General features: G+C 27.6%; 22 protein-coding genes and 2 tRNA genes. 8 read left to right on the top strand and 16 right to left on the bottom strand.

From position 1 onward, the window contains the following. Positions 1–3 precede the first annotated feature (3 nt). The 3 genes from J2127_RS03625 (at position 4) to hemC (ending at position 2,757) form a co-directional block, all read left to right on the top strand. Positions 4–681 (top strand): DUF2119 family protein, encoded by a 678-nt coding sequence (locus J2127_RS03625; RefSeq protein WP_209732169.1) that lies wholly within the window; start codon positions 4–6, stop codon positions 679–681. A 200-nt stretch (positions 682–881) separates the two neighbouring features. Beyond that, entirely contained in the window at positions 882–1,532 is a 651-nt protein-coding gene (gene fsa, locus J2127_RS03620) for a fructose-6-phosphate aldolase (protein ID WP_209732167.1), read from the top strand. Between the two features lie 220 nt (positions 1,533–1,752). Next, complete coding sequence (hemC, locus tag J2127_RS03615) at positions 1,753–2,757, top strand: hydroxymethylbilane synthase (RefSeq protein ID WP_209732165.1); 1,005 nt, start codon at positions 1,753–1,755, stop codon at positions 2,755–2,757. Between the two features lie 255 nt (positions 2,758–3,012). On the opposite strand, the gene J2127_RS03610 is transcribed toward hemC, so the two are convergent. The 7 genes from J2127_RS03610 to minD all read right to left on the bottom strand — a co-directional run bounded on the left by J2127_RS03610 (position 3,013) and on the right by minD (position 7,403). Continuing rightward, the gene (locus J2127_RS03610) at positions 3,013–3,156 is read right to left on the bottom strand and encodes a hypothetical protein (protein WP_157209391.1); all 144 of its coding nucleotides are present in this window, start codon (positions 3,154–3,156) and stop codon (positions 3,013–3,015) included. A 73-nt stretch (positions 3,157–3,229) separates the two neighbouring features. After that, positions 3,230–3,469 (bottom strand): Asp-tRNA(Asn) amidotransferase subunit GatC, encoded by a 240-nt coding sequence (gene gatC, locus J2127_RS03605; RefSeq protein ID WP_209591126.1) that lies wholly within the window; start codon positions 3,467–3,469, stop codon positions 3,230–3,232. A gap of 171 nt (positions 3,470–3,640) precedes the next feature. Then, a complete protein-coding gene (gene dapA, locus J2127_RS03600) occupies positions 3,641–4,507 on the bottom strand; it encodes a 4-hydroxy-tetrahydrodipicolinate synthase (protein ID WP_209732163.1) in 867 nt (288 codons plus the stop codon). Between the two features lie 12 nt (positions 4,508–4,519). After that, positions 4,520–4,717 carry a 30S ribosomal protein S17e gene (locus tag J2127_RS03595; RefSeq protein ID WP_209732161.1) on the bottom strand — a complete coding sequence of 66 codons (198 nt, stop codon included), beginning with the start codon at positions 4,715–4,717 and terminating at the stop codon, positions 4,520–4,522. Between the two features lie 30 nt (positions 4,718–4,747). After that, entirely contained in the window at positions 4,748–5,074 is a 327-nt protein-coding gene (locus J2127_RS03590; RefSeq protein WP_209732159.1) for a chorismate mutase, read from the bottom strand. A 324-nt stretch (positions 5,075–5,398) separates the two neighbouring features. Next, positions 5,399–6,346, bottom strand: a complete 948-nt coding sequence (locus J2127_RS03585) for a glycosyltransferase family 2 protein (protein WP_209732157.1) — start codon at positions 6,344–6,346, stop codon at positions 5,399–5,401. 256 nt (positions 6,347–6,602) lie between these two features. After that, complete coding sequence (gene minD, locus J2127_RS03580) at positions 6,603–7,403, bottom strand: cell division ATPase MinD (protein WP_209732155.1); 801 nt, start codon at positions 7,401–7,403, stop codon at positions 6,603–6,605. 691 nt (positions 7,404–8,094) lie between these two features. Here minD and engB point away from each other — a divergent pair. Further along, positions 8,095–8,784: a GTP-binding protein EngB gene (engB, locus tag J2127_RS03575; protein ID WP_209732305.1), complete on the top strand. Its 690-nt coding sequence runs from the start codon at positions 8,095–8,097 to the stop codon at positions 8,782–8,784. 167 nt (positions 8,785–8,951) lie between these two features. On the opposite strand, the gene J2127_RS03570 is transcribed toward engB, so the two are convergent. After that, positions 8,952–10,205, bottom strand: a complete 1,254-nt coding sequence (locus tag J2127_RS03570) for a class I SAM-dependent rRNA methyltransferase (RefSeq protein ID WP_209732153.1) — start codon at positions 10,203–10,205, stop codon at positions 8,952–8,954. A gap of 43 nt (positions 10,206–10,248) precedes the next feature. Then, positions 10,249–13,326 carry a DUF5814 domain-containing protein gene (locus J2127_RS03565; protein WP_209732151.1) on the bottom strand — a complete coding sequence of 1,026 codons (3,078 nt, stop codon included), beginning with the start codon at positions 13,324–13,326 and terminating at the stop codon, positions 10,249–10,251. 268 nt (positions 13,327–13,594) lie between these two features. Between J2127_RS03565 and J2127_RS03560 the strand changes: the two genes are divergently transcribed. Then, on the top strand, positions 13,595–13,807 hold the full coding sequence (locus J2127_RS03560; protein WP_209732149.1) for a class III signal peptide-containing protein: 213 nt from the start codon (positions 13,595–13,597) through the stop codon (positions 13,805–13,807). 243 nt (positions 13,808–14,050) lie between these two features. Here the strand turns inward: J2127_RS03560 and J2127_RS03555 are convergent, their stop codons facing one another. The 4 genes from J2127_RS03555 to J2127_RS03540 all read right to left on the bottom strand — a co-directional run bounded on the left by J2127_RS03555 (position 14,051) and on the right by J2127_RS03540 (position 16,655). Continuing rightward, positions 14,051–14,251, bottom strand: coding sequence for a histone family protein (locus J2127_RS03555; RefSeq protein WP_013179533.1), 201 nt, complete (start codon positions 14,249–14,251; stop codon positions 14,051–14,053). A gap of 182 nt (positions 14,252–14,433) precedes the next feature. Further along, positions 14,434–15,159, bottom strand: a complete 726-nt coding sequence (locus J2127_RS03550) for a hypothetical protein (protein WP_209732147.1) — start codon at positions 15,157–15,159, stop codon at positions 14,434–14,436. 202 nt (positions 15,160–15,361) lie between these two features. Beyond that, entirely contained in the window at positions 15,362–15,718 is a 357-nt protein-coding gene (locus J2127_RS03545; RefSeq protein WP_209732145.1) for a hypothetical protein, read from the bottom strand. A 217-nt stretch (positions 15,719–15,935) separates the two neighbouring features. Further along, complete coding sequence (locus J2127_RS03540) at positions 15,936–16,655, bottom strand: 2,5-diamino-6-(ribosylamino)-4(3H)-pyrimidinone 5'-phosphate reductase (protein ID WP_209732143.1); 720 nt, start codon at positions 16,653–16,655, stop codon at positions 15,936–15,938. Between the two features lie 365 nt (positions 16,656–17,020). On the opposite strand from J2127_RS03540, the gene J2127_RS03535 reads away from it, so the two are divergent. Continuing rightward, a tRNA-Gly gene (locus tag J2127_RS03535) sits at positions 17,021–17,091 on the top strand. A gap of 39 nt (positions 17,092–17,130) precedes the next feature. Further along, positions 17,131–17,203 (top strand) — tRNA-Gly (locus J2127_RS03530). 111 nt (positions 17,204–17,314) lie between these two features. Here J2127_RS03530 and uppS read toward each other — a convergent pair. Further along, positions 17,315–18,064, bottom strand: coding sequence for a polyprenyl diphosphate synthase (uppS, locus tag J2127_RS03525; RefSeq protein WP_209732142.1), 750 nt, complete (start codon positions 18,062–18,064; stop codon positions 17,315–17,317). A 512-nt stretch (positions 18,065–18,576) separates the two neighbouring features. Here uppS and J2127_RS03520 point away from each other — a divergent pair. After that, positions 18,577–19,134 (top strand): AAA family ATPase, encoded by a 558-nt coding sequence (locus tag J2127_RS03520; protein WP_209732140.1) that lies wholly within the window; start codon positions 18,577–18,579, stop codon positions 19,132–19,134. Positions 19,135–19,363: 229 nt separating this feature from the next. On the opposite strand, the gene J2127_RS03515 is transcribed toward J2127_RS03520, so the two are convergent. Both J2127_RS03515 and eif1A read right to left on the bottom strand, forming a co-directional pair. Next, a complete protein-coding gene (locus tag J2127_RS03515; RefSeq protein WP_209732304.1) occupies positions 19,364–20,230 on the bottom strand; it encodes a serine protein kinase RIO in 867 nt (288 codons plus the stop codon). Positions 20,231–20,320: 90 nt separating this feature from the next. After that, positions 20,321–20,635, bottom strand: a complete 315-nt coding sequence (eif1A, locus tag J2127_RS03510; protein WP_209732138.1) for a translation initiation factor eIF-1A — start codon at positions 20,633–20,635, stop codon at positions 20,321–20,323. Between the last annotated feature and the right edge of the window lie 149 nt (positions 20,636–20,784).

Here is a 20,784-nt window from a genome sequence, read left to right as displayed (position 1 = left end):
ATTATGACTGATTTACAAAATTTACAAAATTTACAAATTACTCAAAAATTAATAATAGGTGGATTACATGGTGACGAAGGTTATGATTTAAAGCCAATTTTTGATAAATTTAATAATTACATGCCTATTAAATATAATTTAAATGATACTTCACTAAATTTGGAAAGTTTAGAAATTACCGTAATTCCTCATTTAAATAAAAATTATAACGAAAAATACACATCTACGATTTCAAAAAATTTTTTAAATACAAATGCAGGTAAAAAAATAATGGAATTGTTTAAAAAACATTCTCCGAATTTTTATATTGAAGTTCATACCTACGAAAAGGCAAGTTATGAAAATTTAACAAATGAACAAAGGTATAAAAAAACAGGGGTGCCTCCATTAGTGGATATTTCAAATAATATACTTGTAGCATCCGTTAGTCCATTGTACCGAAAGTTATTAAATGAAAATGCTTTTTGTATGACTTTAGAAGTACCTAAATGGAAACTACAAGGTGATAAACTTAATAACCAAACGGAAAAAGATGAATTAATCGATGAAGTAATTTCTATATTTAAAATGGCATTGGATTCGAATTCAAAAGATGAATTGATTGATAAATTGTTTTCTGAATATCCGAATATGCAAAAAGCGAAAAATCTTGCATTAAAATACAATATGATATTTTTATAGTTTGTATATATGAATTATTATTGCTAAGCATAAATTTATATATTAATTTAAAATATCTTATCTTATATTTTTAAAAATATATCCTTTTTAGATTACCAATTTAATTTTAATTGTTAATAAGTTAATTGTTAATAAGTTAAAAGAAACATTTAACAAAGTTAAAAAGAAAAAACACAAACGTAAAAGATAGAGGTGTATTTATGAAATTCTTTTTAGATACCGCAAACGTTGAAAAAATCAAAGAATTTAATGACTTAGGATTAGTTGATGGAGTTACAACAAACCCAAGTTTAGTTGCAAAAGAAGGAAGAGACTTCCACGAAGTTATCACAGAAATCTGCAGTATTGTAGACGGTCCAGTAAGCGCTGAAGTAATCGCTTTAGATGCTGAAGGAATGGTTAAAGAAGCAAGAGAATTGGTTAAAATTGCAGAAAACGTTGTTATTAAAATACCTATGACAAAAGAAGGTATGAAAGCTGTAAACACATTGTCAAAAGAAGGTATCAAAACAAACGTTACATTAGTTTTCTCAGCTAACCAAGCTTTATTAGCTGCAAAAGCAGGTGCTACATACGTTTCACCATTTGTAGGAAGATTAGATGATATCGGACAAGACGGTATGCAATTAATCCAAGAAATCGTTGAAGTATTTTCAAACTATGGAATTGCAACAGAGATTATCGTAGCTTCAGTTAGACACCCTATGCACGTTTTAGAATCAGCAAGAATCGGTGCAGATATTGCAACAATCCCATTCGATGTTTTAGCTAAGTTATTCAACCACCCATTAACCGACAATGGTATTGAAAAATTCTTAAAAGACTGGGAAGGACACATGAACAGAAAATAATTAAGTAATTACATAAATACTTAAATATTTACATAACTTTTTTTAATTATAACTTTTTTAATCGTATTATACTTTAAGCTTATTATAATTTAATTTTAATTTTAATTTTAATTTTTTAACTATCCGGTTTTTTATATGATAATCTCAATAATGTAATTTAATATTTATTTAATCTATTGAAATTTATTAAAAGTTATTAAAAGTTATTAAAATTTACTAGATGTATTTAATTTATGATTTAATAATTTATGGTGAAAAATTGACATTAAATATTAGGATAGGTACCAGGGGAAGCAAATTAGCAATGGTACAAACAAATTATGTAAACGAATTATTAAAAAAAGAAATCAAGAACCAAGATAACGATAATGATATCGGTACTGAAATCATAAAAATTAAAACAGTTGGGGATAAGGACCAAAATAAAAAGCTCGCAGATTTGGGTATTGGTGTCTTTACAAAAGAAATCGATAAGAGTATGTTATTGAACGAAACTGATATTGCAGTACACAGTTTAAAGGACGTTCCTACACTTTGGAGCGATGAATTAATTATAAGGTCAGTTCCTCCAAGAGAAAGCCATAACGATTTATTAATTTGGAAGAAAGATAAGGAATTAAACGTTTTCCAGGATGATATTATAGTGGGAACCTCAAGTATAAGAAGAGCTGCATTCTTAGAAGTAAGATACCCAAATTTAAAGGTAAAATTATTACGTGGTAACGTTCAAACCAGAATGAAAAAATTGGAAGAAGAAGAGTACGACGCAATAATAATGGCAGAAGCCGGTTTAAACAGATTAAAAGTTAGCCTAGAAAACTACAATTATGAAGTTTTAGACATGTTGCCTGCTCCCGCTCAAGGTGCGATTGGAATTGCTACAAGAAAAGCAGATAAAGAAATAAACGAAGTCGTGGAATTATTGGATGATAAAAAAACCCACATCGAAGTATTGGCTGAACGTAGCGCTTTAAAGGAATATGGTGGCGGTTGTCAGGCACCTTTTGGAGCTTTGGCAGTTTATGATACTGAAGAAAATGTTTTATCACTTACTTGTGACTTAGTTTTTGAAGCAAAGGGTAAAAAGGTATTAGTATCTAAAGAAAGCTTTGTATATTGTGACGTAGATGACTTCGAAAAAGGAATAGAATTGGGTAAAAGTCTCGGAAAATTGTTGAAAGATAATGAAAACGAAGTTTTAGGAATAAGACCTAGTCAAGAATAAGATTATAATCTAAATATATTCTGAAAATATAACATATAAAATATAAAATATAAAATATAACATACAATCCTACAAAAATACTTTTTTTATTTAAATTTTTAAAATATCGTTAAAACAGTAATTTTAATAATGTTATAATAAGTAATGCAATAAGTAATGCTGTTAATAATAATTTCATAAAAAAATACGCGTACATCAAATGTATTAAATTAACAAATAAGGTAAAATGGAAATAGCAATAATTGATTAGCTCAATTATTTGTTATCTCTTTTATCTTTTTTCATTCTTCTAAGTCTTTTCTTGTAGTGTTTCCATCTCATTTGTCCTTTCTTTTTCCATCTTCTTGAACTTCTTTTGATAGTACCACGCTCCTTTTTTAGCTTTTTTTTAATATACATTTATAGAATATAAAGGTTAGTATTTATATTGACTAAATTCAATAAATAAATGAATCTATTCAAAAATACAAATTTATTGACTCCATTTACTTTTTTCAACAACAATTGAGCCGTCTTTTGTCTTTGGAGCAACTTTTAATGCGTTTTCTCTGAATGAAGGGTCAAGTTTTGCCTCGTCTCCTTCTCTCAAAACATTTTTATTTTCAAGAATATAATATTCTTCTTCAACATCCAATGAAAAATTTTCAAGAACATCTGAAAACTTTTCAACAATTTCATTGGCCTGTTTTTGAATTTTTTCAATTTCGACCATTTTTATCACATTTGGATTTGATTAACAAGATTATTAGTTGATATTTTACTATCGTTACTATATATTTAATTATATTTAATAATATATAAATAATATATAAGTAGTATATAAATAATAATCTAAATTCACTATTTTATAATTCACTATTTTATTAAATTAATTTAAATTAATTTAAATTAATTTTAAATCATCCAAGGACTTTTTAAGAATTTCCCTGTTTGCATCGGCCATTTCTGTCAAAGGTAATCTGATTTCCCCGGAAGGCATACTCATCAAGTTCATAGCTGTTTTAATAGGAATTGGGTTTGTTTCTAAGAACATACTTTTCATTAATGGGAATAACCTGTAATGAATTTTCTGAGCTTCTACGAATTTACCTGCTTGTGCAAGTTCCACCATTTCAACAAATTCCTTAGGAACGATGTTTGCTACAACACTAATAACCCCACTACCGCCTAAAGCCATAATAGGTAATGTTAACTCATCATTTCCAGATAATATGTTTATATCACATAAATCCTTTATTTCTGAAACTTGTGACATGCTTGGATTAGCTTCTTTAACAGCTTGAACGGTGTCATACTCGTTATATAAGTATTTAACAGTTTCCGGTTCAATGTTAAGTGCAGTTCTTGACGGTACATTGTATAAAACCATTGGGATGTTTGTAGCTTCCGCAATAGCTCCAAAATGCCTTTTTAAACCTTCTTGAGTTGGTTTGTTATAGTAAGGGCTTATCAAAAGAATGCCATCAGCGCCTACGTCTTCGGCATGTTCTGAAAATTCCATAGCTTCTGCAGTTGAGTTTGAACCCGTACCTGCAATAACTTTTACCCTTCCGTCTACAAATTCAACAGCTTTTTCGATTACTTGGTTGTGTTCAGCAGATGTTAAAGTAGGAGATTCTCCTGTAGTGCCTACTGGAACAATACCACTAACGCCGTTTTCTATTAAAAAATCTATATTACTTTTTAAGCCTTCAAAGTCAACCTTTCCTTCTTTGAAAGGAGTAATAATGGCTGGAAATACTCCTTGCATCAAATCACATCCTTATGCTTTTGCTTGCATTTTTTTAACTTTGGCAGTAACGTAACCAGCAACTCTGTTTCTGAGTGTTTTAGTTTCGATTAAAGCCACTTCTCCAACAGCCTTTTTGTTGCTATCGAAGTCTGTTGTGAATTTTTCTGCAAATCTTTCTACGAGTTCATCGCCAGTTCTTTTAATGAATGTTTGTCTTATTCTTCCCAAGGTATCACCTGTTTAATTTTAGGAATAAAATTATTCTGATTTAAGATTAGATTTTGATATAGGTTTTGATTTTAATTTTTCCAGCTGTTTAAGCTGAAGTTTTTTATTTTGCTCAATTAAAATTTTCATAACTTTAATTGCAATTTCTGAATCAAAGTCGTATTTTTTAGATATTTCACGTGTTTTAGCATATACATCTTTTTCACGAGATGAATCCATTATATCCATATCTAAAGAAAATTTTAAAGTTGCAATCTCTGGCGCTAGTTGTGTTCTTTTCGCCATTAGTTCAATGATTTTTTCATCGATTTCATTTATAGAGTTCCTAACCGTTTGAAGTCTCTTTTTGGAAGACATAGTATCTCCACGATATATTTATTAATATAAATGTTGAATAATCGATTAATTCAAACTTATATTAAAAATTAATCATATCGTAATTTTCATAAAACTTATATTAAAAGCTATTATTTAAAGTTATCTATATCATATACTATTACGTTAATTCTATTTAAACCAAATAGTTCGAATAATGGTTCAAATGTGTTAAAATCGATGTTTAATTGATTATTTAATAATTTAAGAAATTATATGTATTATATTATTTCATATATTATTTCGTATATTTACATAATATATTCATTATATATTTATTATTTATTCTATTATTTTAAAATCTATCTAATTTTTATCTGTAGTTTCATATTCTGTAATATAATTTGATTTACATTTAAATTTACAGCTATTATTTTTTTTAACGTATTTTATAACTTCTAAAAATATTTCTGCTCCTTTTTTGAAGGTAATATTTGATACAGCATTCTCATGGTAATTTGTAGATATTGAAACCTGTTCCAATTTAATATTTTTTCTTAATAATTCTAAAGTTAAGATATGTTCTAAACTATAATTATTACCGTAATTTATATCTGCCAAATGTTTTAATTTAATAGCCTTAAAACCGCACTGTACGTCCTTTAACCATATTTTCTTTTGTAAATAATGCGAAGAAATCATGGATATGCTGATATTGGCCATTTGATTAGTTATATTTCTAAAGAATGGCACTTTTGAATAACTTCTAACTCCAAAAACTGCATCAACATCTTTTTTACTTAGTAAATTTAGTAATTTGGGTACATCATAAGGCTCGTGCTGATAATCCGCATCCATATATACAACCGCTTCGTAATTATTTTTTAAAGCGTATTCCGTACCTATTTTAATCGCATTAGCTTTTCCTTTGTTTTTCTTTTCATTTATTAATTTTATTGATATTTCGTTGGATTTATTATCTTTTTTAACGTTATAATCATTGTTTGAAATATTATATCCAACAACGCCATTTACATTGTCCAACGTATTATTGGTATCCTTATTCCCATTATTATTTTTATTATTATTTTTATTATCGTCTAAATCGGATAAATTATTTAAATTGCTCGAATTGTTTATTTTTTTTGAATTATTATAGTATGTTTTTATAAATTTTGATGCAACTTCGTAAGTTTTGTCCGTACTTCCATCGTTGATGACGATAATGTCCACACCAACATATGTCAGGTCGTTTAATAGTCCATATATATTTTTTTCTTCATTATATGCAGGTATTACTACTACAGTTTTCATATTACCCCTTTTTTTAGTAATTATAGTTACTACTGAATTACGAATAATTTAATCAAAATATGTACTATGATAATATATCAAATAATCAATATTACAATATAACGTATTATACTGTTTTTATTTTAAAATGAGTATAAAATAGTTTTTAGTTATATTTTATTTTAAATTTATAACTTTGAGTTACCATTAATTAAGTTAAATTAAGTTAAATTATCGATACTCGAAAATATATTTTATAAATTTGCATTATGCCTTATTATCGTTTAAATAAGTGCTTAATTCTATCAATCAATGATGAGTTAGTCCCTTTTTGTGGTATGTATCGGTTCCCTGTTAATTTTGCAGCCAATTCCATAATTGCGTTTGACAGACCTGATTCAGGTTGTTTTTCCACTGATAAAACACCATATGCAGCATTTGCCCGAACGGTATCATCCTGCGGTACTGAGGCAACTACTGGAAGTTCCAAAATGGTTTCAATAGCTTTGGTAGTTAATTCTGAACTATCATTTGTTACTTTATTTACAACTGCCCCTAAAACACTAGTTTCTAATTTTGTAGATAAGTTTATCAATTTTATTGCGTCAGATACTGATGTTATATCTGGGGTAACGATAACAATAACATGGTCCGCGGAAGAAATTATCGAATTAACATCCTGATTTAATCCTGCCGGACAATCTATTAATAATACTTCACACATGGAGTCTAATCTTTCAATAATTATTTCAAGTTCTGCAGAATTATCAAATTTCAATTCGTCCAGTGAAACACCTGCAGGCACTACTCTCATATTTTCTGCATATTCATATATCGCTTGGGTAATATCTGCATTACCGGCTATAACTGAGTTCAATGTAATGGGCATTCCTTCCATACCGACAATTAATTCTAAATTTGCCATATTAACGTCGGTATCCACTACTACAACGTCTTTACCATACTTAGATAAAGCAAGTGCTAAATTTGCACATATAGTAGATTTCCCTGTGCCGCCCTTACCCGAAACCATCGCTATTTTAATGGCTTCGTTTTTCTTAGAATCTACCAGATTCATTGCAAACCCCTTTTTGTAATTTTAATAATCCCATAAATATATTACAATAAATATTTTTAATCCACTATATAAATAATAACTAAGTATAATTATTTATATTTTATTATATAATCCTCATTATAATGTATTTTATCTTTTTAAGTTGGTCATATATTATATTTTGCTATATAATTAATGTAATAAGGACTTTTTTATAATAATTTATTATCTTGTATTATTCTATATTATACTATATGAGATATACTTTATTTATAACATAACCTATAATCATATTATGAAATATTATTTTATGATTGTATTTCATATGTCGAATTTTATATATTGAATTTTATATTTTGAAATTAAATATCTAATCAATTTATACTAATTTATAATCTATACTATTTATAATCAGTATTATATGGTGTTATTTATGAGTACAAATGGAAAATCAGGCAATAGAAACGGTAAGAACAATAATAAGAACAATGCCAAAAGTAGCAGTATGAGCAAAGGTAAAAGTTCAAAAAAAATGGGTAAGAAGCTACAAACAATGAAACTCACTAAAAGCGATAGGGTTATAATAAGTAGTGAAGCCGATAGTAAAAATGGTAAAAATAATAAAAATAAAGCTAAAACTAAAACTAAAAGCTTAAATCATAAAGAAGAAAAAAATTTGGATAGAATAATAGACAAAAATCTAAACATCGATATGAATATTGATGATGTACAAAAGTTCAAAAAAATAATTAGAACCAAAAAAGAAGACACAAAACCTAAGGTTATCGTAATGGGTCGTTCAAATGTTGGTAAATCCACATTTGTAAAATCAATGACCGCTGATAAAACAATAAGAGTTGGAAAGAAACCTGGTGTTACATTAAAAATAGCTGAATATGATATGGGTAACTATTACCTTGTAGATTTGCCAGGATTCGGTTATATGGAAGGTATCGACCAAAAAGGACAAGAAGAAATAAAGGATAATATCATAAGATATGTAGAGGACAATCAACGTACAATAGCTACAGCAATTCAAATATTGGATGCGAAATCGTTTGTAGAAATCGTACAAAGATGGGAAGAAACAAGAGAATTGCCTATTGATTTAGAAATGGCAGATTTCTTGGAAGAATTGGATTTAAAACCAATTTATGTAATTAATAAGATGGATAAAATAAAGAATTCACAATGGGATGAAGAATTAGACGTAATCTCTGAAAAGTTAGGATTTTTACCGCCTTGGAGACAATGGATTGATATTTTAGCTCCTGCAATCTTAAAAGAAGGTCTTGGACTTGAAGAAATAAGTGAGAGAATCAAAAATAATGTTAAACAATATTATGATGATTTAAGAGAGCAAGCTAAAAATAAAGATAAAGAAAATTTGGAACAAGAATAAAACAAATAAAAAATACTAACAAATAGAAAATAAATGTGATAAATATATTAAAATAAAAATATAAATAAAATAAATAAAGATAAATAAAGATAAAGAAAATAAATAAAGATAAAGAAAATAAATAAAGATAAAGAAAATAAATAAAGATAAATAAAAAATAAGAGAATTTAATTGTCTATCGCAAAGAAAAGACATTTTAAATATTCCAAATCTTTATTTGCCATAGTAATAACGTGGTCTGGAGCTTGTGTTTTATAATCTCCAATCTGTTTAATTTCTTTTTTAGCCCTATATGATGCAGAAACAACTGTTTTTTTGAATTCTTCACGATCAACGTGATGAGAGCATGAGCAAGTAACCAATATTCTTTTTGCAAGTTTTAAACCCAATACATTCATAGTGTTGTATGCGTTAAGTGCATTTTTCAAATCTTTTTTAGAATCGGTAAATGCAGGTGGATCTAATATTACAACATCAAACTTTTCACCTTTATTTATCATTTCTTTCATTATTGAAAACGCATCTCCACAAATACAGTTGTATTTATCCGATTTTATCCCATTCAATTCCATATTTTCTTTTGCAAATTCAAGGGCTTTTTCGGACATATCGACACTTGTGACGTCTGCACCTTTAATTCCTGCATGAACAGCAAAACCGCCCGTATAACTGCAAATATCTAGTACTTTGTCGTTTTCTTTAACATAATTTTCTAAATCGATTCTATTATTACGTTGGTCTAAAAAGAAACCTGTTTTGTGACCTTTTAAACTAACTTTGAATTTAACGTTTCCTTCTGTTATGGTAGTTTCTAACTTATCCTTATTACCGTGAATTAACCTATCTGCGGTTTCTTGGTGATTATCTTTTTTAGATTTAACGTTAGATTTAGTTTTATGTTTATTTTTAGTTTTATTTCCTTTTACAACGCCCAATGTAGTTATATCAGTTAATTCTTCCAGTATTTCAAAAATCATTTTTGAATTATCAAACGCAAAGTTCGAAGAAGCGTGCATTGACCCTATATCGTTATATTTATCTAATACTATCGTAGGTAATGAGTCAGCTTCCGCATATATCATTCTGTAGGTATCATTATAGTTTAAAATATCAGTTCTATAATCATTAGCCTTTTTTATGCTATTATAGAAATATTCATAATCTATATCTTTATCAGAATACTCTGAAAGTGTCGTAAGTATTTTTATGGTTGGAAAGTCCGTACTATATATTGCTTTTCCAACAAAGTTATTATTATATTCTAAGTTAATTATTTCTTCACTTTTTGAGCTATCTGCCAATTTTTCGTCAAATTCGTACATTTCTTCTCGATTTACTACTGCATTTTTATATACTACCTTTGAAAAATTTTTAATAGATTGATATGCCCTTTTATCAATTTTAAGAGTTTCATAAGTCATAATTCACCAGTTACATTACACAAATTTTTATTATTTTATTATTTTATTTTTTACTATTATCTATTTTTTTATCGTTATTTTTGTTAGATTTATTTTTTTTAGCCCTATTTTTAATTTTAACTTTTATATGAGGGTTAGTTAATTTTTCAGTGTCAGAATTTTCCACATTTGCATCTTCTAATTTATTTTTATCGTTATTTCTATCAATAGTCTTATTTTTACTATTTTTACTATTTTTACTATTTTTACTATTTTTATTAGTTTTATTATTTTTCCCCATATTTTTATCTTTATTCTTATTTTTTGGGTCTATTTTAATTTTAATCTTTGATTTATACTTTGTATTATCCTTTATTTTTTTATTAAACGGATTTTCAATTTTTAATTTTAATTCAACGGCATATTTGCTTAAAGCAGGATAATGCAGTTTACTAATCCTTTCAATTGCATCAAGCGTGTTTACGGTACTTTCAAGGTAAGAGTACACATCTCCACCGTAAGTTTGCAATTTTAACACTTCATAAAGCGTATTGGTAATTTTTGAAGGTACTTCTCCCATCATTCTATAGCGGATGACTCTTTTGGATACCTCATAAGCTATATCTTCCTCAATACAGCCGTCAAATTCCACTAACCAGTTTATAACGTCATCTTTGGTACTATCTTTTAATTTATTAATGTTTTCTTTGACTATTTCAAAAGCATCGGTAAATTTGGATGGTACATTAACATTAGTTATTTTAGAAATCCTATTTTTTAAATTACCTGGAATATATATACTTTCAAATGGATTGACACGCACAGCTATGTCCAAAATTTCCTCATAAATTTCCATTCTAGTAATTCTTTTATTTTCTGAATCGCTATCTATTGCTACTTTTTCATGTTCGTTTCCGGTTTTAGATTCGATTATTCTATTTTTATTCCTATTGTGGCACTTTTTAAGCAATTTCTTTATTTCTTCAGCCTGTTGAGGGTATAAGAAAGATAAAGAAACCGCATTACCGTAATTGCTAGTTTTAAGCGATTTTTTATCTGAAAGATTTATCATTTCAAATTTATCAAGTTGTTCTAATACATAATTGGCATTTAAATTCCTACCTAGCATAGGCACTTTGTCTATTTCGTATTTAGGATTCTTTTTATCCTTAAGTTTTAATTTTGGGTCATCTGCATTAATTTTTCGCTCATCAAATTCATTAACAATACTTTTCCCATATTTTTCAAAAGACGAAATTGTGGCAAGTATTTGCTCAAATTCTTGTTCTTCTTCGTAAACAACTTCTACATCTTGAGGTTCTGAACCTAAAAGCCTAAATGCTATCTCATCTTCCGATAATTCCATTTTAGCATGGTATTTTTTCCCCACTTCTACAAGAGTATAAACCTTACCAAGGTCGTGCATTCCTTTTCTTCCTGCTCTACCACACATTTGTTGGAATTCTGACGCGTTTAGCCAATCGCCACCCATTGCAAGACTTTCAAGTACAACAGCAGACGCTGGGAAGTCCACACCTGCAGCAAGTGCCGCAGTGGTAACGATACATTTGGTTTTTTGAGTCATAAACCTATTTTCAACTGCTCGCCTTTTGCCGTATTCCATACCGCCGTGGTAATAATCCGCTTTAATACCTCGTGTATTAAGATAGTTGGCTATATATTCCGCTCTTTTACGTGAAAATGTAAATATAAGACTCTGACCCCTATATCCGTATTTAGATTTACTATTAAATTCTATATTAACGATATCTACGATATTATTTAATTTTGCATAGTCATTTCTTGCAAATATCAAGTGTCTTTCAAGTGGTACTGGTCTACCTGAATATATGACAAGATTTGAATCAAATTGTTTGGATAACTCCTCAGGATTTCCAATTGTAGCGGATAAATAAATTATCTGCGCATTAAATAACGTTCTAAGCCTAGAAATTAAACCATCAAGTCTAGCGCCTCTCTCTTCCATATTAAGGGTATGCACTTCGTCAATAATAACGGTTCCAATGTCTTTTAATTTACCTGAACGTATTAGGTAATCGATACCTTCGTATGTACCAACGATTATATCCGAATTTGGGTCACTGTTTATTTTAATATTCTTATTTTCGGCTAAACGACCCGTACCTACACGTAAAGCTACTTTGTAACCTAATTTACTGTATTTTTCTTCAAATTCAATATATTTTTGATTTGCAAGAGCTACAAGTGGTACAAGGAATAAAAACTTTTTTTGACGGGCTGGTGTTTCGTTTTTGCCATTTTCAAGGTTTTTAATACCTGCAAGTTCTCCAATAAGTGTTTTACCAGAAGATGTAGCCGAAGTAATGAGTAAATCGTTATTTGTTTTAGTTTTAGGTTTAGAAATTAAACCCGCTTTAACTGCAAGAGTTTGAACTGGTAATAATTCATGAATATTTCTATTTTTTAATTCTTTTTTCATTAATTCAGGAATTTCTAAATCTTTTATTTCGAAATTATCAATTTTATCTTCTTCACTGCCTGTTAATATATCATAACGTGTTAAGTCAGGATTTTTAACTGGATTAGCAGTTGTAAATAAACTTAATACCTTATCGGCATCCTTAAATCGTCTCAATAATTTTTCGATAAATTCTTCATTAATATTAATTTCATGTTTTATTTCGTTTATTGCACATTCTAAGCATACTTCATTAGTTTTGTAAATTTTGTACGTGTTTTTCTTTTCTTTTTTAATTTTTTGAGGTTTATTTGAGTTTTTTACCTCATTTAATTCATTTAAATTCTCTAATTTCTTTAATTTTTTTAATTCTTTAATTGTATCGATAATGTTGTATTTTCCATTCAATAAGCAAAATGGACACAATGTAACAATTCCATAATCTAAATTATTTTCGTCCAAAAATTGTCCAAATTTAATGGATTCCTCATCGTTACTAATGTATATTTTGTTTTCCCTAAGTACTGTCATTAATTTAGATGGTTGAAGTGGTTTTGTATTATTTTCAACCTGTTCCTTACATTTGTAGAGTGTAATTTTAGTTTTGGTAGGTCTTAATGTAGCATAATAAATTATCTTTGTTTTTAAGTCCGTTATTTGTATTTCGTCTTTCTTTTTTTTAGGTTTTCGAATAATTAGCATTAAATTCACCGATATATGACATAAGTATCCATAAAATCATAAATTATATGGTTACACCGTTTTTCAAAATTATTATTTTAATTTATTATTTTAAATTATTTTTCAAATCGTTTTAAAATAGTTTATTTATTATTATATATATTTCTATAGAATAAATTATAAAATTCTATTATTTTTGAGACTTATATATATCATAATTTACATAATAATTATCACTAAAAAATAATATAAATAATATGGATTGTTAACTTAAAAATGTGGTGTTTTTATGGATTTTACCAATATATGTATTCCTAAAAAATTATTTTCGAAAAAAGCCCAAATTAGCCTTGAATTTTCTATACTAATTGGTGCAGTAATTGCCGCAGCGGCTATTTTAGGATATTATATGATAGACGTTTCTCAAAAAATACAAGATTCAAGTATTAGTTCAATAAATAATACCTCAAATGCGGCATTAGATGGTTTAAAAAACGTATAATCTAATTTGCAATAAATAATTTACAATAAATAATTTATAAAAATAATCTCTTAAAAAATAGATTCAATTAATTATTGGTATATCATCATGTTTATGCTATTATTTTACTATTATATTACTATAATATTATGCTATTATTTTACTATTCTATATCATTATTTTAAACTATTAAAAACTAAAATACGTCATATGTGGCGTATTTTAGTTAATAGTAAATAAAAATTAATTAAATACTAATTAATCTTATTTTAAAGCTAATTTTAAGTCTTCTGCTTTAACTGTTTTTCTACCAGCGTGTACTGATAATTCAACAGCTTCTTTTGCAAATTCCATTGCGATTTCTTCTAATTCTTCTGAGAGCAAAATTGCAGCATCTCTGCTTACTCTTTCAGCTCCTGCTTTTTTTAATATTCTTTCCATTGGTGCTATTGGAAGTTCTGCCATATACTCACCTTCTTTTTGATATTATATAAATAAAAATGGTATTTTCACAGTATTTATAATTTTCGATTTAAATCTTAAGTAGATTATAATTTTCACTACATTGTGCCTATTTTTCAATTATACAAGTAATTTATAAATATATTTATTAATTTGAATTTGCAAATATAACATTCCTAAATCAATTAAGAATTTTCATAACGGGCTTTAGCTTGTTTTTCCCATTCTATATCATAATCTACGTCGTTCCCCCTTATATCTATATTTATAATAGGTTTATTATCTATTATTTCCTTTTTAACACTTTTGAAACCCTCATCTAGTCTATCGTATATTTTTGATAAGGATATTTCCAAATTTTTATAATTTTCATCGCTTTTAGAGTTATTATCTCCTTTTCCACTGCCATTTAAATTATTTAAACCACTATTCGGATATTCTTTATTTTCATAAGTGTACCCCATATAAGAGTTAGTTTCTCTGCTTATTTCATTTAATGGCTCAAAATCATTAACTCGCTTACTTTTTAATCCATTTAAATCATATGAAGATTCGTAAGTATCACTTTTAGGCTTACTTTTTAATAAAACACTTGCAGAGGTATTTAAATTTTCTAAAATGTAACTATAGTCTTTGTATACTTTATAATTCTTGTATATGTTATAAACTCCATAGTTTACAAGGGTATTGCTTTTACTATCTTCATAGTTACCATTTTCATTCTTATTATCTAAATTAGCAGGATTAGCGCTTTTAATACTGTTAATTTGCATGCTTTGCATACCTTTTAAATTAGCTGGATTATCAAATACGCCTTTAACCTTTCTCAATATTTTTTTTAACTCCTCAACTTCAACAAAATATTCCTTACTTAAATTTACATTTAAGTTTAAATTACCTTCAGATACCATATTTTTCCTCAAAATTATATTTAGATTATTATAGAATTATTTTTATGATTACATATTTTCATTTTTAAGTCGTAAAGCAAACCCCAATATTCTATAAAATTCCCCAAGGTCTTTATTTTTAAGTTCTAACGTTTCAAAAGTGGTTATCTTCAAATATGAGGATACGAGATATATCTCGTAAGCTTCTTCGCTGAAGGCCCACCTAATCCAGAAAGGATTTTTCAGATAAAATATGCTTATACTCTTCCATATAAGCTTTAAATAATTCTAATTTTACTTTAAAATTCATATTTTCTATAATTTCTTTATCGAATCCAAAAATAATTGGAAAATACTTTTTAATCCATTCATCCAATGATAATTTGTCTACGTCTTCAAACATTGTAAGTTCAGTTTTTCCATCGGGAAGCTTTCCAATAAATTCATTCCCCATTGCATCAATTTTAATTTCACTCATAAATTCCGTTAATTTTTCTAAAGCTATTTTATTATCCTTTTTTTTAGATTCCCATAATTTATTAATCTTTTTTAAGTCATTCATTACAGAACTATTTTCCAAATTATCAACTCTTAATTCTTTAAAAATTTTCATTATATTGAACTAAATAAGATATTATAAAACCCATGACTCTTTATAGTTTTTGAAAAAAAGAAATAAGAAATAAGAAATAAGAAAAAAGAAAAAAAGAAATATGATATAAGATATAAGATAAAAGAAAAAATAAAAGAAAGGATAAAAAATATATTAATATAAAAATAAAAAAAGAAAAAATATATTATTTATTTTGATTATCTGAGTCATCCTGATTATTATCCTTTTTTACGAAATATTCTAATACTATTCCTTCATCCATTTGATAATAATCTATTAATTCTAATTCAACGCATTCTTCTAGCGTTTTAAATCCTTCTCCGTCTACGTAAGTTGGTGCATTACTACCACCAAATATTTTAGGCGCCACATAAACTCTAACTTCATCAACTAAATTCTTTTCAAACATTCCCCAGTTTAACGTTCCTCCGCCTTCTAAGAGAATTGATTTGATATCCATTTTTGATAATTTGCTCATTAAAAGCTCTAAATCTACTTTATCTTCGCCTGCGTAAATTATTTCAACGTTTTCGATACTTTCGAGCTCTTTAATTTTCTCAATTCTATTATTTTTTTCAGATTCTTCCAAATTATCAAACGTTGTGGTAGCAATAACGGTCTTTGCATCTTCATTTAGAACTCTAGACGTCAATGGTATTCTTAATTTGCTATCTACAACAATTCTAACTGGATTTTTATTATTTTCAAGAGGTATCTTGTGGATTGTAAGTTTGGGGTCATCTTTTAATACTGTGCCAATTCCAACCATTATGGCGTCAACATCCTTTCTAATTTGATGGACTCTTTTTAAGTCATTTTCCCCAGATATTCGAGTATCGTTTTCAACTGTGGATAATTTCCCATCTAACGTCATTCCCACATTTGATATTACATAAGGTTTCATTAAATCACCGTAATCAATTTAAAAATATATTCGATATTGATATTTGAGGACTTTTTTAGTTTTTTATCTTTAATTTTGGTTTTAATTTTGATATTGTGTAAGGTTTTTAATTTTAAGCATCTTATTATTTAATAAATGCACGCGTATTATTTATAACTTATCTAAATTAATGTCCAAATCACTCCTACACATAATTAGATATCTATATAACATTGATTTTCGTATTGCATTCTCATATTCCATTATTTAAGTAATTAAATAGATAAATTAACGAAACCTTTATATATTAGAACTGTGTATGTGTATATTGCTCTGATGTAAAAGAGAAAGAAAGAACAATGATTAAGCATTATTCTTATTAAAGAGCGGCCTTGATGTAGTGGTATCATACGGCCCTGCCACGGCCGATACCCGGGTTCGAATCCCGGAGGCCGCACTTTTAAAATATTATAATTATATGTTAAATCCGACTTATGCGCTAGTGGTGTAGCCTGGTATCACTCTGGCCTTCCAAGCCAGTTACTCGGGTTCGAATCCCGACTGGCGCATTTTATTTTAGGCAAATTAATTTATACATTTAAATATACAAATTTTATTTTATATTAAAAAAAATAAACTAGATAAAATAAATCGATTAATTTGATATTATTTTATTTATTTTATTTACCATAACGTCTATTTCTTTTTTGATAATCTCTTATGGATCGTAAAAAATCAACTTTTCTAAATTGTGGCCAATTAGATTCGCAGAAATATAATTCAGAATAGCAAGATTGCCAAGTTAAAAAATTGCTAATCCGCTCTTCTCCTGACGTCCTAATGATTAAATCCGGCTCAGGGTGGGGTAAATCTTTCGTATATAAATTTTTCGAAACTAATTCCTCGTTAATATCTTCTATGGTGATATTACCTTCTTTTACATCTTTTGCAATGTTTTTAACGGCATCAATTATCTCTTGCTGTCCGCCATAAGATATTGCAATATTCAAATAATATTCATTATTATTTTTGGTAAGTTCTTCTACTTTTTCAATAGATTTTCGTAAATTTTCAGGTAATTTTTCCAATTTCCCAATGGCTTTTACTTTAATTTTTTTCTCAAAAATATACTTATTTTTTGAAAGATTTTCAAATTCTTCTTCAAATAACTTCATTAACATGTATACTTCGTTATCTGATCTGTTAAAATTCTCCAACGAGAACGCGTAAATTGTTATAACTTTAATGTCTAAAAGAACACACCATTCTATTAATTCTCTGACCTTATTTGCACCTAGTTGGTGACCATTAGTGGCTTCTATGCCCAATAATTTAGCGGCTCTCCTATTGCCGTCCATAATGACAGCAACGTGTTTGGGAACTTTCTGTTTGGAGATTATTTCAACTAGTACATTTTCGTAAATTTTCATAAAACCCAATTTGCTAAATAAATTATATATTTTAATCCAAAACAATAATACCACCTAAAAGGTATTTTCATATACTTAATTCATATATTTATTCAAAGTTAGTTAAGTTTAGCTAAATTTATTTAATAAAATTTAAATTTTATTTATATTTTTACAATCTATTTTAATATATTTTTATATGAGTAAGGATATAATATTTAGTATAAAAATAATTTTTAAATATTTATAAAATGCTTATATTATAATTTAAATATAACAGTATAATTAACACAGATTTAATATATATTTGTACTTATAAGTATTGTAAATTTTTATTATAAAGTTAAATGATTGTATACTTTAAATCATTAATTATTATATCTAAATGGTAAGAAATGATAGTATATAGTCTAGTAATAGTTGTTAGCGAGCTATTAATGATAATTGCCTTATATGACTGTTTATAGACTATAGACTATTGATTAATTAGTAAATATATTAATAAACGATATCAACATTACAAGGGAATTATTATGAAAATTATTGCAATTACAGGAATGCAGGGTTCTGGAAAAAGTTTAGTTCAGGGAGTATGTGATAGCAAACATATTGCGTATGTCTCAATGGGCGATGTGGTTAGAAAGGAGACCACAAAACGGGGTTTAGAACTTAATCCTGAAAATGTGGGAAACACGGCTAAAAAACTAAGGGAACTTTACGGGGCTGAAGCAGTTGCAGTGCCGTGTATTAATTTAGTGAATGAAGTCGAGACTAAAAATAAGGAAAACACGCATATCATAGCTGTTGAAGGTGTGAGAAGCATGCACGAACTAAATTATTTTAAAAGATACTATGACGTGGAAGTTTTAGCAATACATGCTTCACCTAAAACCCGATTTGAGAGATTAAGAAGTCGCGGTAGGGAAGATGATTCTACAGAATGGGATGTATTTATTGAAAGGGATAATAGGGAGTTAGATTTCACAATCGGGAGCGTCATAGCACTTGCTGATTACATGGTTATTAATGAAGGTACATATAGTGATGTGTTAAATAATGTTGAAAATATATTTGATAATCTTCTAGAATAAAAAAATAACAATAATATCAATAATAATAAATTAAAAATAAGAAAATAAAAGTAATATAATAATAAATTAAAAATAAGAAAATAAAAGTAATATAATAATAAATTAAAAATAAGAAAATAAAAGTAATATAATAATAAATTAAAATAAAAAAATCAAAAAATATTTTTAATATATTTTTAGGATATCTTCTACATCTTTTTTATAATATTTTTGAATTATTAATATTATTTTAGTAGTTTTTAGCAAGTTCTTCATCTAACAAATGTAATTCAGAACCTGTAACATGCTCGTAAAACTCTTTATAATCTGTTTTAACTCCTTTACGCTTGAAAAAGTTACAAACATTTTTTATATCTCTAATTAGTAATGTTTTAGATAATGGGTGTTGAGATATAACACCCTGCGAAAAGTCGATGTAAACAGGTTCTTCATCTTGAACAAGGATGTTATACTCAGATAAATCTCCGTGAACTAATTTTGCATCTTGGTAGAGAGTTTTTATGTCGTCCCTTATTTGTGCGTAGAATTTTTCATAATCAACTTTACAGTCTTTTAATCTAGGGCAAGGATTTCCATCTTCGTCACATATCAATTCCATTAAAAGCACATTTTCCCTTTTAAGTATTGCAAATGGAGTATTTATATAATCTCCCGCTCTTAATAAGTTCCTAAACTCTTTTTCAACCCAGGCATTTATAATTTGCCTAGTACTACTTCGTTTAAGGTGGAATCTTGGGTCTCCTTGAATATATTTCCACATAGTTTTAAAGTCACAATTTGAAACACGATATACTTTTACAGCATACTCTTCTAATTCTCCAGTTTCTCTGTCTGTTCCTTCGGCTCGAAATACAACCGCTTCTTTGCCTGAATTAATAATCCCAGAGAGCTCATCAACGTGTTTACCAACAAGTAAGTTGTACAAATTCATTAAAGTACGTTTGTCAAAAACTTCATTTTCGGTTTTTAAACTTTCTAAAAACTTCTTTTTCCTTTCAACAATTTTTTTCTGATATTCCTTGTCGATTCTTTGTTGGTCTTTTTTAGTAATATGCTCTTTTTCGTTTTTCAAATCATTTTCCTTGGTATTTTCCATATCTAAATTTATATCATTATCTAAATCATCAGACATGGTATTTATGTCATTATTTTTTACGTTTTTCATGATTTCGCCCTATGAACGAAGTTACTGGTTCATGAAATCTAAGTATCCTCTTTTATTTAACCAGTCAACTTGTCCTTTTGTGTATCTCCAGATAATATCACATTTTTCGTCTCCTTGTACTTCCCATGGAGTTACAATTACAACATCGTTTTCTCTTACCCAGATTTTTCTTTTTAATTTACCAGGAATTCTTCCCATTCTTAATTTACCGTCCATACATCTTACTCTTACTCTACTTGCGCCTAACATCTGTTCGATAATTCCTAAAAGTTCGTTTTCTTCTTTTCTTGGAGTTCTAACTCTAGTAGGTTGTGGTTGTTGTTGTCTTGGATCCATTTATCTCACCTTTTAAGTTTAACAATCTATTAAATCATAACATAGTGCAACATAATTATGATTAATATTGTTAAATTTTGTTAATTTATTTATTAATCATTCCTTACTTATTTATATACTTAATTATCATTTTTTAATTGCAAAGAATA

This window comes from Methanococcus voltae, assembly GCF_017875395.1.
Taxonomy (GTDB): Archaea; AGJL01; Methanococci; order Methanococcales; family Methanococcaceae; genus Methanococcus; species Methanococcus voltae_C.
This window is presented reverse-complemented; position numbering and strand designations above follow the sequence as displayed.

Coding starts and splice junctions, on each gene's coding strand:
- J2127_RS03625 (WP_209732169.1), top strand. CDS start 4: ATGACTGATTTACAAAATTTACAAAATTTACAAATTACTCAAAAATTA.
- fsa (WP_209732167.1), top strand. CDS start 882: ATGAAATTCTTTTTAGATACCGCAAACGTTGAAAAAATCAAAGAATTT.
- hemC (WP_209732165.1), top strand. CDS start 1,753: ATGTATTTAATTTATGATTTAATAATTTATGGTGAAAAATTGACATTA.
- J2127_RS03610 (WP_157209391.1), bottom strand. CDS start 3,156: ATGTATATTAAAAAAAAGCTAAAAAAGGAGCGTGGTACTATCAAAAGA.
- gatC (WP_209591126.1), bottom strand. CDS start 3,469: ATGGTCGAAATTGAAAAAATTCAAAAACAGGCCAATGAAATTGTTGAA.
- dapA (WP_209732163.1), bottom strand. CDS start 4,507: ATGCAAGGAGTATTTCCAGCCATTATTACTCCTTTCAAAGAAGGAAAG.
- J2127_RS03590 (WP_209732159.1), bottom strand. CDS start 5,074: ATGTCTTCCAAAAAGAGACTTCAAACGGTTAGGAACTCTATAAATGAA.
- J2127_RS03585 (WP_209732157.1), bottom strand. CDS start 6,346: ATGAAAACTGTAGTAGTAATACCTGCATATAATGAAGAAAAAAATATA.
- minD (WP_209732155.1), bottom strand. CDS start 7,403: ATGAATCTGGTAGATTCTAAGAAAAACGAAGCCATTAAAATAGCGATG.
- engB (WP_209732305.1), top strand. CDS start 8,095: ATGAATATTGATGATGTACAAAAGTTCAAAAAAATAATTAGAACCAAA.
- J2127_RS03570 (WP_209732153.1), bottom strand. CDS start 10,205: ATGACTTATGAAACTCTTAAAATTGATAAAAGGGCATATCAATCTATT.
- J2127_RS03565 (WP_209732151.1), bottom strand. CDS start 13,326: ATGCTAATTATTCGAAAACCTAAAAAAAAGAAAGACGAAATACAAATA.
- J2127_RS03560 (WP_209732149.1), top strand. CDS start 13,595: ATGGATTTTACCAATATATGTATTCCTAAAAAATTATTTTCGAAAAAA.
- J2127_RS03555 (WP_013179533.1), bottom strand. CDS start 14,251: ATGGCAGAACTTCCAATAGCACCAATGGAAAGAATATTAAAAAAAGCA.
- J2127_RS03550 (WP_209732147.1), bottom strand. CDS start 15,159: ATGGTATCTGAAGGTAATTTAAACTTAAATGTAAATTTAAGTAAGGAA.
- J2127_RS03540 (WP_209732143.1), bottom strand. CDS start 16,655: ATGAAACCTTATGTAATATCAAATGTGGGAATGACGTTAGATGGGAAA.
- uppS (WP_209732142.1), bottom strand. CDS start 18,064: ATGAAAATTTACGAAAATGTACTAGTTGAAATAATCTCCAAACAGAAA.
- J2127_RS03520 (WP_209732140.1), top strand. CDS start 18,577: ATGAAAATTATTGCAATTACAGGAATGCAGGGTTCTGGAAAAAGTTTA.
- J2127_RS03515 (WP_209732304.1), bottom strand. CDS start 20,230: ATGGAAAATACCAAGGAAAATGATTTGAAAAACGAAAAAGAGCATATT.
- eif1A (WP_209732138.1), bottom strand. CDS start 20,635: ATGGATCCAAGACAACAACAACCACAACCTACTAGAGTTAGAACTCCA.